The organism is Pedobacter ghigonis, from assembly GCF_903166585.1.
GTDB classification, from domain to species: Bacteria; Bacteroidota; Bacteroidia; order Sphingobacteriales; family Sphingobacteriaceae; genus Pedobacter; species Pedobacter ghigonis.
In genome coordinates, this window is record NZ_CAESCM010000002.1 from 473,197 (window position 1) to 488,967 (window position 15,771).

Sequence of the window (15,771 nt, forward strand, 5' to 3'; positions counted from 1 at the left end):
AACGAAATGCAAGATAATACTCATACTCAACCTTCTACCTTCCACCTTTCGCCCTCAGCCTCAATTAAGGCCTGTCTTTTCGATTTAGATGGTGTACTGGTTGATACCGCTGTTTACCATTATAAAGCCTGGAAACGTTTGGCCAATACCATGGGTTTCGACTTTACCGAAGAGCAGAATGAGCAATTGAAAGGCGTAAGCCGGGTAGAAAGTTTAAACAAAATTTTGGCCTGGGGAGGTGTAGATAAAACCGATACCGAAAAAGAAGAACTGGCTACCTTAAAAAATAGCTGGTATGTAGATATGATCACGAAAATGACCCCTGCAGAGGTTTTGCCGGGCACTGTCGATTTTCTTATAGCGATACATCAGGCGGGTTATAAACTGGCACTGGGTTCGGCAAGTAAAAACTCGGCAACCATTTTAGAACGCACACAACTGGCGCATTTCTTCGATGAAATTGTAGATGGCAATAGGGTTACCAAATCAAAACCCGATCCCGAAGTTTTTTTAAAAGGAGCAGAACTCTTAGGCTTCAAGCCGGAAGAATGTGTGGTTTTTGAAGATGCCGTTGCAGGTGTAGAAGCAGCCAAAAGAGGTGGGATGAAAGCCATTGGAATTGGTGAAAAAAGCGTGCTTACCGAAGCCGACAAGGTAGTAAGCGGATTAGATAAATTAACAGTTAAAGATTTAGAAAGTTTATAGTTGCTAATCGGGCCATCATTGCGAGGCACGAAGCAATCTTAATGCGATAGAGTTTATAGAAGTTGAGCCGAGGGGGCAAATCTAAAAAGATTGCTTCGTTCCTCGCAATGACGAAAGCGAAAGAAAATGAAAAATTACATTAAAGCAGATGAGTGGAACATTATCGAAGAAGGCTTTGATCCACATTTAAATAAAATTTCGGAAAGTATTTTCAGTTTGGGTAACGGCCGCATGGGGCAACGTGCCAATTTTGAAGAAACTTACACCGGCGAAACCCTGCTGGGAAATTACGTGGCAGGTGTTTATTATCCCGATAAAACCCGTGTAGGCTGGTGGAAAAACGGCTACCCTGAATATTTTGCTAAAGTTTTAAATGCGGCAAACTGGGTGGGTGTCGAAGTTAAAATAGACAATGAAATCCTCGATCTGGCCACTGCAGAAGTAACCGATTTTAAACGCGTGCTGAACATGCATGAGGGTTATCTGGAGCGTACTTTCACTGCAAAATTAAAAAGTGGTAAAACAGTTAAAGTTAAATCTACCCGCTTTTGCAGCATTGCCGATGATGAGGTCGGTGCAATCCGGTATAGCATTACACCTTTAAATTTTGATGGAACCTTAACGTTAACACCATTTATTGATGGCGATGTTAAAAACCAGGATAGCAATTACGACGAAAAATTCTGGGATCAGGTAACCGACGAAATTTCGGGTGCTGAAGCTTACATCCAGTTAAGGACTAAGAAAACTGAATTTGAAGTTTGTACCGGAAACCACATTCAGGTTTATCAAAACGGCCAGCAATTAAATATTGATACCACAGATGTACGTAAAGAAAAATTTGTAGGTCAAACATTTTCTGTTGCTGTAAAAGCAAATGAAGATGTAACACTGATTAAAATTGCAGCTAATTTATCTTCAGAAAGATATCCCAAAGAAACACTTTTAAGCGAAACCAAATCGGTTATTGCTAAAGCCACCGCTAAAGGCTTCGATACCTTGTTGCAAGAGCAGGCCGCCGCCTGGGCAAGCAAATGGGAAGAAAGCGATATCGTTATTGAGGGCGATGTTTCTGCACAACAAGCCATCCGTTTTAATATTTTTCAGCTTTTTCAAACCTATACCGGAAAGGACGATCGCCTGAATATTGGCCCGAAAGGATTTACCGGCGAGAAATACGGAGGTTCTACCTACTGGGATACTGAAGCTTATTGTGTGCCTTTTTACCTGGCCACTGCTCCGCAGGAAGTAAGCAAAAACCTGCTGATTTACCGCCACAAACAATTGGGTAAAGCGATTGAAAATGCCGCTAAGCTAGGTTTTAAAGATGGAGCAGCGCTGTATCCGATGGTAACCATGAACGGCGAAGAATGCCATAACGAATGGGAAATTACCTTCGAAGAAATTCACCGCAACGGAGCCATTGCCTTTGCCATTTACAATTATATCCGTTACACCGGCGATGAAAGTTACCTGTCTGATTACGGTTTGGAAGTACTCATCGGCATTGCCCGTTTCTGGAAGCAGCGTGTTAACTGGAGTAACGAAAAACAGCAATATGTAATGCTGGGCGTAACCGGACCTAACGAATACGAAAACAACGTAAACAACAATTGGTACACCAATTTGCTGGCTACCTGGTGCATGAAATATGCAACCGAAGCTGCTGAAACCGTACAAAAACAACAACCAGAAAAATACAACAGCCTGATTAAAAGCTTAAGCTTTGATGAGCAAGAATTTGCAGATTGGGCCGATATCATCGAAAAGATGTATTATCCTGAAGATAAGGAACAGGGCATTTTCTTACAGCAGGATGGTTACCTGGATAAAGAACAGATCCTGGTTAAAGATTTGCCAGCAAGTGAAAGGCCGATTAATCAGAAATGGAGCTGGGACCGCATATTACGTTCATGCTTTATTAAACAAGCAGATGTTTTGCAAGGTTTATATTTCTTTGAAGAAGACTACGATCTGGATACCTTGAAACGCAATTTCGATTTTTACGAACCGCGTACCGTTCACGAGAGTTCTTTATCGCCTTGTGTGCACAGTATTTTGGCCGCCAAATTGAATGATGAAGCGCGTGCTTACGAATTTTACCTGCGTACTGCACGTTTAGATCTCGACGATTATAACAACGATACCGAAGATGGTTTGCACATTACCTCGATGGCAGGAACCTGGATGAGTGTTGTTGAAGGCTTTGCAGGTATGCGTGTGCGCAACGGCAAGTTGCAGTTTAACCCTTTCTTACCGGGCAAATGGAAATCATTTTCGTTTACCATTGGTTTCAGGGGCGCTACCTTAAAAATCAACATCACCGAAAACGGTATCAGCATTAAAAACAATACCGCTGTAGGTTTAGAAATCGGAATCAGAAACCAGGTTTATAAATTGGATGGAAATGCCGAAATTGAAGTAAATAACGCCGAGTTGGTATGATAAAGGTAGAGGGTTTAAAGGTTGAAGGTAGGAGGGCAGCCCCGCAATCTTCAATTAACAAGGAAAATTTTAAAATATCACTCTTGTCCCCCTTTGGAGGGGGCAGGGGGAGGATGTTAACCCTTTTCTCTATCTTTATAATACTCGTTACCCAATCCTTTGCACAAAAACAGCCCGCAAAAATGAACGATAAACAAATCGTTATCTATCAGTTACTGCCCCGTTTATTCGGGAATAAAAATACAGCCAATATTCCCTACGGTACCATCCAGCAAAATGGTTCGGGTAAGTTTAACGATATAACCGATAAAGCTTTAGAAGGGATTAAAGAACTTCATGTAAATTATGTTTGGTACACCGGGGCCATTGCCCACGCCAGTTTAACCGATTATTCGGCTTATGGAATTAAGGTAGATGATGCCGATGTGGTGAAAGGAAGGGCGGGTTCGCCGTATGCTATCCGCGATTATTACGATGTAGACCCTGATTTAGCTGTTGATGTTAAAAACAGGATGCAGGAATTTGAAGCCCTGGTAAAAAGAACACATGCTAAAAACCTGAAAGTAATTATTGATTTCGTACCCAATCATGTGGCAAGGAGCTATCATTCGTATGCCAAACCTAAAAATGTGGCCGATTTTGGTGCACAGGATGATGTAACGAAGGGTTTTAGTCCTAAAAATGATTTTTATTATATCCCAGGTCAAAAATTTCTGGTGCCCCAACACGAGCCTAAGCAAACACTTGTTAGGGTTTTACAAGATGGAAAGTTTGATGAAAACCCGGCAAAGGCAACCGGAAATAATGTTTTTGCAGCACAACCCAAATACGATGATTGGTTCGAAACCATTAAATTAAATTATGGCGTAGATTACCAGAATGGCGATAAAACTTATTTTGATCCTATTCCACCAGTTTGGCTAAAAATGCGCGATATTTTAACCTATTGGGCCAATAAAGGAGTTGATGGTTTTCGTTGCGATATGGCCGAAATGGTACCGATTGCCTTTTGGAACTGGGTAATTCCGCAGGTTAAAAAAACTAATCCAGGTTTAATTTTCCTGGGTGAAGCCTATAACCCGCAGGTTTATAAGCAATATTTAGATGAAGGTAAATTTGATTACCTGTATGATAAAGTTGGTTTGTACGATGGTTTAAAAAGGTTGATCAGGAACGAATCGAGTGCTGATGTGAAAGCGATTAGTACGGTTTGGCAGAAAGAAAGTGCCGGTTTTGGCAATCGCATGTTACGTTTTCTGGAAAACCATGATGAAGAGCGCATTGCTTCTGCAGGTTTTGCAGGCAAGGCCGAACTGGCGCTACCAGCTATGGTTGTTTCGGCAACTTTGGGCGCGGGTCCGGTAATGCTTTACTTCGGTCAGGAAGTTGGCGAGCCCGGAAAAGGCGAGGAGGGTTTTGGTGGCAACGATAACCGCACTACAATTTTTGATTATTGGGGCATTCCAAATCACCAGCAATGGATGAACGGAGGTTTATTTGATGGAGGCAAATTATCCGCCGATCAAAAACAGCTAAGGGCCTATTATCAAAAACTTTTAAAGGTAACTACAAGCAGCGATGCTGTTTTACATGGTGATATTTACGAGGTTCCGGTTAGTGGCAACATGAACAACCGCATGTATGCTTTTATCCGTTACTCGGGCAAGCAGCGCCTGTTAGTGGTAGCCAATTTTGATCGAAGCCAAACTTTAATGGCTGGTATCGAAATACCCGATCACATTTTAAAAGTAAAAGCTTCATCTCCGGTTACGGATTTGTTGAGCAATAAAAAATTAAATATTCCGGCAGGAACGGCTATACCCGTAAAGGTTGGACCGATTTCGGCACAGGTGATAGAGTTTTAACAATAATGATGCATTAACCGCTAGAACGTGAAGCGGCATGCGCCATGCGCTTAGCGCTTAGACTAAAGAAAATGAGTTTAAAAACAGTATTCGAGAACCCGAAATTAACACTGGTTCAGATTATCAACATGAGCGTTGGATTTTTCGGTATCCAATTTGGTTGGGATTTGCAACGGGCCAATATGGGGCGTATTTACGAAAACCTTGGTGCCAATCCCGATCAGGTTCCCTTATTGTTTTTAGCTGCTCCTTTAACCGGACTTCTGGTACAACCGGTAATTGGCTACCTGAGCGATCGTACCTGGCACCCTAAGTGGGGTAGAAGAAGACCATATTTTTTAATAGGGGCCATTGTTAGCAGTATAGCTTTAATTTTTATGCCGCACAGCAGTGTGTTATGGATGGCTGCAGGTTTATTGTGGATTTTAGATGTTTTTGGCAATATCGCCATGGAACCTTTCCGTGCTTTCGTAACCGATAAACTGCCCGATAGTCAGGTAAACAGAGGCTTTATTATGCAAAGTATGATGATTGGTTTAGGAGGAAGTGTTGCCTCGGCCTTGCCCTGGATTATGAACAATATTTTCCATTTAACAAATACCGCGGAGCAGGGCAACATTCCCGAAAATGTTAAGTTCTCTTTTTATATCGGTGCATTTTTCTTTTTTGCCGCTGTAATGTGGACGGTACTTACCACCAAAGAATATCCGCCACAGGATGTTAATTTCAAAGAAAAAGTAAAAGCAAGTAACAGTGGCTTTGGTGGCGGGATCAGAGAGATTTTTCATGCCCTGCGCAATATGCCTAAAAGAATGCAGGTGGTATCGCTGGTACAGTTTTTTACCTGGCCGGGTTTGTTTTTAATGTGGTTTTATTACACTACAGCAGTTGCCGTTAATGTTTTTGGAGGTAAAGATGCTGCCGATCCGGTTTATGCACATGGGGCCGATTTTGGGAGTTTAACATTGGCTTATTACAGCGTGGTTACCTTTCTTTTTGCCTTAGTACTTCCTAAAATTGCCGATGCTTTGGGGCGAAAAACCACGCATGCCCTTTGTTTGATTTGCGGTGCTATTGGTTTAATTAGTGTGGCCTGGGTGCATGATAAAAATATGTTGTATTTATGTATGACAGGGGTAGGCATTGCCTGGGCAAGTATTCTATCTATGCCCTATGCCATGCTAAGCGGTTCTTTACCGAAAGATAAAATCGGTATTTATATGGGCATTTTCAATTTCTTTATTGTACTGCCCGAAATTATTGCCTCGCTGGGTTTTGGCTGGTTAATGCGCAATGTGCTAAATAACGATAGGCTGCTGGCCGTTCAGCTCGGTGGCGGTTTAATGATTCTGGCTGCTGTAATTTGCTATTTATTTATCCGCGAAAAGAAAACCGATGAGGTGCTGGCTTCTAAACTGGAAGTAGAAGAAAATAGAAGTGTTTAACCTTTTTACTTATAAGTTATACGTCATTGCGAGGAGGAACGACGAAGCAATCTTAATGCGGTCGTAGTAAGATTGCTTCGTTCCTCGCAATGACGAGTGTCTATAAAAAAAAATAATTTCTAACCAAATGAAAAAAGTATTTTGTTTCTTGCTGTTAATAGCAGCAACGCATACCGCCTGCAAAAAAGCGGCTAACGATACCCCTGAACCTACACCGGTAAACCAAACATCCGATTTACCCGCCGGGGCAAAGGATGGCGTTGTTTTTATCAATAATGGAACATCGGCCATTGTAACGCTTTACGCGCCAGGTAAAAAAACTGTGGCGGTAACAGGCGAGTTTAACAATTGGTCTACCACCGCATCAGCAATGAAAAATACTCCCGATGGAAATTACTGGTGGATTCAGTTAGATAACCTGAACCCTAACACAGAATATGCCTATCAGTTTTATGTTGATGGAAACCTTAAAGTGGCCGATCCCTATTGCGAAAAGATTTTAGACCCCGATAACGACAGTTACATTTCGGCGGCTACCTATCCGAATCTTAAAGCCTATCCAACCGGAAAAACAAACGGAATTGTGAGTGTCATGCAAGCCAATCAGCCGGTTTACAGCTGGAAAAACACCAGTTTTAGCCGTCCTGATAAAAGCAACCTGGTTATTTATGAGTTATTGGTGCGCGATTTTACTGCCGACCATAACTATGCTTCGACGCTTGCCAAATTAGATTACCTGATCGGCTTAGGTATAAATGCGATAGAACTGATGCCGGTTAATGAGTTTGAGGGGAATTTGAGCTGGGGGTATAATCCATCATTTTATTTTGCACCCGATAAATATTATGGCACCAAAACAGCTCTGCAAAATTTTATCGATGAGTGCCACGGAAAAGGTATTGCGGTAATTATGGATATGGTATTGAACCACTCCTTTGGTCAGTCGCCGATGGTGCAGCTGTATTTTGACGGTTCAAAGCCAACTGGTTCGAGTCCATGGTTTAATGTTGATGCCAAACATCCTTTCAACGTAGGTTACGATTTTAATCACGAAAGTGCTGCAACGAAAAAATTCTCGAAAGATGTCATCAAATTTTGGATGCAGCAGTACAAAATTGATGGTTTCCGTTTCGATCTTTCCAAAGGCTTTACCCAGAAATCATCGACCGATGATGCACAGTTTAGACTTTATGATGCCAGCCGTATTGCGATCTGGAAAGATTATAACAGTTATATCAAAAATATCGACCCTAATTTTTATGTAATACTCGAACATTTTGCAGAAGAAACGGAAGAAAAAGTTTTGGCCGATAATGGTATGATGCTTTGGAATAACCTGAATCACGATATGAATGAAGCCACAATGGGCTGGCTGGGTGGTTCGAATTTTCAATGGGGCTTTTATACCAACCATGGTTTTGCTAAATCAGAGAATCTGATAAGTTATGGCGAAAGTCATGATGAAGAACGTTTAAACTTCAAAAACATCAGTTACGGCAACGGTTCTGGCAGCTATATGATTAAAGGAAATCTCGCTACTTCTTTGAAAAGAGAAGAATTAATTGCGGCATTTTTATTCAGTATACCGGGGCCTAAAATGATCTGGCAGTTTGGTGAGCTGGGCTACGATGTAAGCATCGATTTTAACGGACGCACCGGCGATAAACCCATCAGGTGGGAATATTTCAGCGATCCTAACCGCAAAGCGCTATACGATGCTTATGCGAAATTTATCAGGCTAAAAAAGAACAATAGCATTTTTAATACTACCAGTTTTACTTACAACCTTGCCGGAGGCGTTAAGTACATTAAATTAACCGAAGGCAGCAATACTGTTATTGTGGTAGGTAATTTTGATGTGGTAACCCAGGCCGCTAATATCGATTTTGGAGGCACAGGTACATGGCTCGATGCTACTGGCACCAGTATAAATTTATCTTCTGGTACTTACACCGGAAATCTGGCTCCAGGCGAGTACCATATTTTCAGTAAAACTGCTTTAAAGTAATGTTAACCCTGCAGGTTTTTTAAACCTGTGGGGTTTGGTTGAAAACTTTAAAAAAACCACGAGGTTTATTAAGTCAGCTGGTAATAATCTTGTTGTTTTTAGTTAATATTGCTTTAACAACAAAGCATCCTAAATGAAAGATAAACTAACGCATCACTTGCTCTGGGAACGGCTACGCGCCGGCGATAAGGATGCGTTTTTTGATCTCTATGCCGAACTTTATTACCCGCTGGTCAATTTTGGGATTAGGGTATGTGCCGATGCCGATACTTCAAGCGAAGCTACCGATCAGGTTTTTACTACCATTTGGGAAAAGCACGAAACCCTCACCAGGGTCGAAAATGTGGAAGCCTATCTCCGTACTTTTTTAAAGCGTAAACTGCTGCGGATCCTCGAAAGAAAGCGCAAAATTAACGACGCCCTTTTTAATGCAGGTGCCGATGGCGATTGGATGGAAATGAGTTACGAAGAATTTATTGTCAAAGTACAAAGCGATGAACTGGTGAAACATCAGCTCAAAAGTGCATTGGAAAAACTAACCTTCCGCCAAAAACAGCTTATCCATTTAAAATTTTTTGATGGTTTTAGTTACGAGCAGATAGCCGAACAAACCAATCAAACCATTAAAACAGCCTACAATACCATTTACGATGCACTCAAAATATTGAGGAAAGAGTTTAAGGGCTAGTTCATTCGATCATTTGTTTACTGGTAATTCATTACGGTTTTGCACCGCGCTATTTCACTTGCCATTGATTAGCGAATAAATAGACCTTTTTGTTGAAATTAAATTTCCTTCTCTCAGGCTCTTCAAGGCATATATTTCGTTGTGTTAAAAAAAAGTTAAAATTTCCTTAGGAAAAAGTAAAGCTTTTAGGCACTGATATATAAAAGGCAAAAATAAAATGGTTGATAGAAGTAAATTCAATGCAGAAGACTTCCTTGTCGATAGTACTTTTCAGCAGTATTGTGCTGGAACGGATGCGCTATGCATTGGATATTGGGAGAAATACATCAATGCCCATCCCGAGCAGGCATTGGTGATAGCAGAGGCAAAAAAATTATATGTGATACTGAGCGGAAATAAACGCCCCTTAAATAAACAGCGCGAAAATTTAGCAGAAACGATGTTTCCGGTAGTTGAAACCGTAAAGCTTAAAAGTTATGGCTGGTTAAAAATTGCAGCCGCCATTGTTTTGGTGCTGAGCTCAGTGCTTTTATATCGCTTATATTTTAATAAAGGGAACCAACGCACCGTACAGCAGGTTTATAGTTTTACTACCAAAAGTGGCGAACGTAAAAAAATTATTTTAGAGGATGGCACTTCGGTATTGCTCAATGCAAAAAGTAATTTAACCATTACCAAAGGCTTTAACGATAAGTATCGCGAAGTAACCTTAACCGGTGAGGCCTTTTTTGATGTGGCGCACGATAAAAGCAGGCCTTTTAAAGTACATACCAGCGATTTTAACATCAATGTGTTGGGTACTGCGTTTAACGTTAAAGCTTACCCTGATGAAATTACCTCAGAAGCAACGCTTATTCGCGGTTTAATTACAATGGAGGCCGTAAACGGAAACGGAGGTACCATAACACTAAAGCCAAGTCAGAAGGTTACCTTCTATAAAACGCAGGTGCCAAAGCAGTCAACTAAACTGGTTAACCCTACAACGCCAAAACCAGAAATTACCATTAACCACTATACCAAAATTAAAGATAGTACGATTGTAGAAACCGCCTGGACCCAGAATCGCATAGAGATTTATGACCAGGATTTCGACGAAATTAAAAATATACTGGAAAAATGGTATAACGTGGAAATCAGGTTCACAGATCCGGAAATTGAAAAATACCGTTTCACGGCAACCATTACCAACGAGACAATAGAAGATGTTTTAAAGGCATTAAAAGAAACCGAAAACAATTTTAAATATGAGATAAAAGGAAAACAAATCACCATCTCAAAATAGAGACAAAAAAAGGACGGTGTTGGAGCACCGCCCTTATAGGTTTCTTTTTTGATTAATTAACTGGCAGTTTATGCGCAAACAGATTGCTGCCAATAACTTATGCAACCAAAAAAAACAAAAATATGATTTATTATTACTTACTGCAAGGGCATCCGAGATACAGGAGGCTTTTAAAATTCATTATGCTAATGAAACTAGCCTGTATTATGGTTTTCATTACCTGCCTTAATGTTTCAGCATCTGTTTTTTCCCAGGAAAAAATCTCATTAGATGTTAAGAAAACAAAGCTGGCAAAGGTTTTACAGATTATTGAGCAGCAAAGCAGTTACCATTTTGTTTACAGCTCTTCTTATGTACCCGTAAACCGGGATGTAAGTATTACTGTAACCAACACTTTGGTTACCGATGTGCTGGCAGCTATTTTAAACAGAACGAACCTGAAATATTCTGTTTCCGATGGCGGCTTAATTGTCATTAGCAAAAATAAGGAAGTACCCATTACCGGAACTGTAAAAGATGCACTTGGAGGTGCTTTGCCCGGTGCCAGTGTGCGGGTAAAAGGAACGGGTATTGGTACCTCTACCGATGTAAACGGTAAGTTTGCTTTAAATGCTCCCGAAAATGCTATTCTGGTCGTTTCTTATGCAGGTTTTCAAACCAGAGAACTTCCAATCGGCACTAAAACAGTTATCGATATCGTGCTCATAGAAGATACCAAGCAACTCACCGATGTGGTAGTTACCGCTTTGGGTATTAAGAAAGAAAGAAGGGCTTTAGGCTATTCGGTTACGCAGGTAGGTGGCGAAACCTTAACCCAGGCAAGAGAAAATAGTGTGTTAAACTCATTGGTAGGTAAAGTTGCCGGTTTAGATGTGAGTTCAACATCGGGTGGTGCTGGTGCGGCAACCAGTGTTATTATCCGCGGTGTTTCCAGTCTGGGCCAAAGCAGTCAGCCTTTATATGTAATTAATGGTATTCCGATGGAGAGCGAGCCTGTAGGTAGGTTCAATGCCAATTCTGTAGGTAACTCTGGTGGACAATACGATAATGCGCCCGATCGTGGTGATGCTATCGGTAACTTAAATCCTGATGATATAGAAAGTATTTCGGTTTTAAAGGGTGCGGCTGCAGCGGCATTATACGGTTATCGTGCCAAAGCTGGTGTAATTTTAATCACCACCAAAAGCGGCAAGGGAAACAGCATAGAGTTTAACAGCAACTATGTAGGCGAGCAGGTGATGGACCGAACAAACTGGCAGTATGTTTATGGTCAGGGTGTAAACGGACAAAAACCAGCTACTCAACTTGCTGCAGCCTCTACGGGTGGATCGAGTTGGGGCGCACGCCTGGATGGCTCGAATGTGGTACAGTTTGATGGAGTAAGCAGACCTTATTCGGCTCAGCAAAGCAATATCGAAGATTTTTATAAAACCGGAAATAGCTTTACCAATACTTTAGCTTTAAATAAAACTTTCACCGGCGGGGTAATCCGCGTTTCGGGAAGCGATTTGCACAACAACTCTGTAGTGCCTAATTCAGGTTTGAACAGGCAGAATTTTACCTTGTCGAGCACTTTCGATCCGGTTAAAAACCTAGTAGTTGATGCCCGTTTTAACTATATTTTAGAGCAGGCTAAAAACCGCCCGATGGTTTCGGATGGTGCGGGTAATGCCAATTACAATGCTGCTTTTTTACCAACCAGCGTAAATATTAACGATTTAAAACCGTGGAAAAATGATAAAGGAAACGAAATCCTTTATAATACAGGTAATCCTTACGCAACTAATCCCTGGTTTGCAGCTTACGAATTTATCCACAACACCAAAAAAGAACGTTTGTTAAGTTCGGCCAATGCAAAATATACTTTCGATAATGGATTGTTTTTACAGGCAAGGGCAGGTAGAGATGCCTATAACGAAACCTATTTGGGCGTAACACCTTCGGGCACGGCTTACGATCTGGATGGGGGTTACACTGAACAGTTAACCAATTTTTCTGATATTAATGTGGATGGTTTAATCGGTAAATCTTTTAAAATAGACGATTTTTCGATTACCCCAAATATTGGTGCCAGTTATCGCCGTACTAAATTAACGCAAACTACCAACCAGGGCGGTTCTTTCCAGATCCCTGGAATCTATACCTTATCCAATACCGGCGGAAAAACGGTTAGCGTTGTTCAAAGCGATCAGGAAACACAATCCATTTATGGTACTTTAGAATTTACTTATAAAGATATCTTTTACTTAACAGGAAGCGGAAGAACCGACTGGTTTTCTACTTTAGCAACGCCAGGAAAAGATAATAAACTGAGTGTATTTTATCCAGCTATTAGCGGTTCATTCGTCTTTTCTGAACTATGGAAGCCATCTTTCTTAAGCTTCGGTAAATTAAGGGCAGGATATGCCGTAGTGGGGCAGGGAGCTTTACCGTTTAAAACGCAATTGTATTATAACCTGCGCAGCGAAACGGTTAACGGAAGTCCGATTGGGAATATCGTAAATCCATCCATCCCAAATGCATCATTATTTGCTTCGAAAGCGAAGGAGCTCGAAATTGGTACTGAAATGCGCTTCTTTGGCGATAGGTTAAATCTGGATCTAACCTGGTATAACAAAAAATCGAGTGATGAAATTCTGGATGTACCCACTTCAACCACCACAGGTTACAATGGTGCCACTTTAAATATTGGCGAACTTCAAAATAAAGGTGTTGAGGCATTAATCTCAGGTGTTATATTAAAAAATAAAGATTTCAGTTGGACATCAAGCGTAAACGGATCGTATAACGATAACAAGGTAATTACGCTGGCACCAGGTACCGCCTCGCAGCTGTTGGCCACTTCCAGAAGTAATGTTGGCTTTTTACAAAATATAGCAGGCTTGCCGGTTGGTCAGGTAATGGCTTACGATTTTAAATACGATGCCAGTGGCAATATTGTTAAGGATACCAACGGTGCACCAGAAAGAGGCGAGTTAAAAGCTTATGGTTCTGCCTATGGTAAATGGAGCGCAGGCTGGAACAACGAATTTAACTATAAAGGCATTAACCTGTCTTTCTTAATTGATGGCAAGTGGGGCGGGAAAATTTTCTCGGCAACCGATTACTATGGTTATGTTTTCGGACTTCACCAGGCTACTTTAGAAAATCGTGATGCGCTGGGTATTAATGCAGCCAATTATTATACCACCTATGCCAACAACGTTTCAAAACAATTTGTTCAAGATGCCAGCTTTGTCAAATTCAGACAGGTGATATTGGGGTATAATTTCCCGGCAAAACTGTTCAACAATAAGATTAAAGGCCTCAATTTAAGTTTTGTTGGGCGTAACTTATTCATCATCATGAAAAAGACAGATAACATCGATCCTGAATCGAGTTATAATGCCACTTTTCCGGGTATGGAGTTGGGCGGTGTGCCGCCTGTGCGCACCTATGGTTTAAATTTAAGTGTTAAGTTATAATCCTCTAAACGAATTGAAAATGAAAACGATCATAAAATTATACATACCACTTATTTTATCTGGATTAGCATTGATAACTGGGTGTACAAAAGACTTCGAAAAAATTAATACAGACCCGGTTTCGGTTGGGCAAGAACAATATAATCCTAATTATTTATTATCAACAGCACAGCTAAACTATACCGGAAGTATCGATTTCGCTTACGAAACCTGGCGCGGGAATTTAATTTATGCCTCTACCATGATGCAAGGAATGTCATCAGTAATTGGTTATTGGGCCGGCGATAAGTACATGTTAAACGAAGGTTATACTGCCGCCTACTGGGAAAAGGCTTATCCCGATCAGGTAAAATACGCTGCCGATCTGGTAGAATTTACCAAAGGAAAAACCCAATACAATAATGTTTATCAAATGGGCAGAATCTGGAAAGCCTTAATTTTTGAGCGCCTTACCGATTTATATGGCGATGTGCCTTATTTTGATGCAGGTAAAGGTTATTATACCGGAAACTTGTACCCTAAATACGATGCGCAACAAGCCATTTATGCCGATCTTTTAAAAGAGGTTGATGAGGCAGGCAATGCCTTAAGCACAAGCGGAGATGCAGTAACAGGCGATTTGGTATTTGCCGGCGATGTGGCAAAATGGAAACGATTTGCTGCCAGTTTAATGTTGCGTATGGCCATGCGTTTAACCAAAGCAGACGCTACTTTAGCACAAACTTATATTAACAAAGCAGTGGGCAAAACCATGACAGGCGATGCAGACAATGCTTTTTTCAAGCATGATGTTAATGGTAGCCGGGTTACCCAGAACAGAAATGCCCAGGTTTTATTGGGCGATGGCGGTCAGGAGAATTTTTATACCAGATGGAGCAGTACATTTATCAACTACTTAAAAACCAATAACGATCCGCGTTTAAGTAAAGTAGCCGTAACTAAACTGTATTTAACTGATGGGACTAAAGATCAGAACCCTGCTTATATTACTACAGCTGCGGTACAGAAAGGAATGCCAAACGGAAAAGATTTAAGTGGTATTGCCGGTAGAGATATCCGCCAGGATGCATCTTATACCGATTTTACAGATTATTCTTCGCCTAACCCAGGCATGTTAAAGCGAAACGGTAATACCTTTATCTTAACGTATGCAGAAACTGAGCTGCTTTGGGCCGAAGCTGCCCAACGTTATGGTATTGGTGGTTCGGCCGCAACACATTATAATGCAGGTGTAACCTCAGCCATGACTTATCTTTCGCAGTACGATGCTGCCATGGCCGTAAGTGCATCCGATGCTGCTGCTTATTTAATTGCACATCCTTATGTGGCGGCAAATGGTTTAGATATGATTGCTACGCAATACTGGGCACATACCATCACCATGCTCGATTTTTACGAAACCTGGTCTAACTGGAGAAGAACCGGACTTCCGGTTTTAGTGCCTGTGGTGTATCCTAATACCAACACAGGAGGCTCCATTCCCCGCCGTTTTCCTTACCCGCTTTTTGAAGGTGTATCTAATGCTACCAATTACAAAGCAGCATCAGCTGCAGTTCCTGGTGGAGATAAACTGGTAGGTAAGGTATGGTGGGATAAATAAAACAAATCATCCCTTTTTACTAACCGGCATTGCTAAAAGCGATGTCGGTTTTTTTATGCACAAGCCACTCAAAACTTTGATTCAGTCAAACGTTTGTGCGGCAATTTATCGTGCTTTAACTTCAATACTGCCTTTGCGCTTAAACGTTGTTGTAATCTTTGAAAAATATGCGAAAAACAGGCCCGTACTAAATTTTTAGGTGAATTTATTTGCCGTATTTTCTTCTTAACTCGATCAAACGTTTGCGCATTGTTTTAGAAAAAAATGTG

The 15,771-nt window shown here is 41.1% G+C and carries 9 protein-coding genes; all 9 read left to right on the forward strand.

Annotation, left to right across the window (positions count from 1 at the left end; genetic code table 11):
* Positions 1-6: 6 nt before the first annotated feature.
* Complete coding sequence (pgmB, locus tag HWV58_RS05295; protein ID WP_175633079.1) at positions 7-705, forward strand: beta-phosphoglucomutase; 699 nt, start codon at positions 7-9, stop codon at positions 703-705.
* Between the two features lie 126 nt (positions 706-831).
* On the forward strand, positions 832-3,150 hold the full coding sequence (locus HWV58_RS05300) for a glycoside hydrolase family 65 protein (RefSeq protein WP_175633080.1): 2,319 nt from the start codon (positions 832-834) through the stop codon (positions 3,148-3,150).
* Positions 3,147-5,015, forward strand: a complete 1,869-nt coding sequence (locus HWV58_RS05305) for an alpha-amylase family protein (RefSeq protein WP_235972655.1) — start codon at positions 3,147-3,149, stop codon at positions 5,013-5,015. Before HWV58_RS05300 ends, HWV58_RS05305 begins: the two co-directional genes overlap by 4 nt.
* 71 nt (positions 5,016-5,086) lie before the next feature.
* A complete protein-coding gene (locus tag HWV58_RS05310) occupies positions 5,087-6,460 on the forward strand; it encodes an MFS transporter (RefSeq protein ID WP_175633081.1) in 1,374 nt (457 codons plus the stop codon).
* Between the two features lie 127 nt (positions 6,461-6,587).
* Positions 6,588-8,468 (forward strand): alpha-amylase family glycosyl hydrolase, encoded by a 1,881-nt coding sequence (locus HWV58_RS05315; RefSeq protein ID WP_175633082.1) that lies wholly within the window; start codon positions 6,588-6,590, stop codon positions 8,466-8,468.
* Positions 8,469-8,601: 133 nt separating this feature from the next.
* Entirely contained in the window at positions 8,602-9,156 is a 555-nt protein-coding gene (locus HWV58_RS05320) for an RNA polymerase sigma factor (RefSeq protein ID WP_175633083.1), read from the forward strand.
* Positions 9,157-9,373: 217 nt separating this feature from the next.
* A complete protein-coding gene (locus HWV58_RS05325) occupies positions 9,374-10,438 on the forward strand; it encodes a FecR family protein (protein ID WP_175633084.1) in 1,065 nt (354 codons plus the stop codon).
* Positions 10,439-10,626: 188 nt separating this feature from the next.
* Entirely contained in the window at positions 10,627-13,902 is a 3,276-nt protein-coding gene (locus HWV58_RS05330) for a SusC/RagA family TonB-linked outer membrane protein (protein ID WP_235972656.1), read from the forward strand.
* Positions 13,903-13,921: 19 nt separating this feature from the next.
* Complete coding sequence (locus HWV58_RS05335) at positions 13,922-15,502, forward strand: SusD/RagB family nutrient-binding outer membrane lipoprotein (RefSeq protein ID WP_175633086.1); 1,581 nt, start codon at positions 13,922-13,924, stop codon at positions 15,500-15,502.
* Positions 15,503-15,771: the final 269 nt, after the last annotated feature.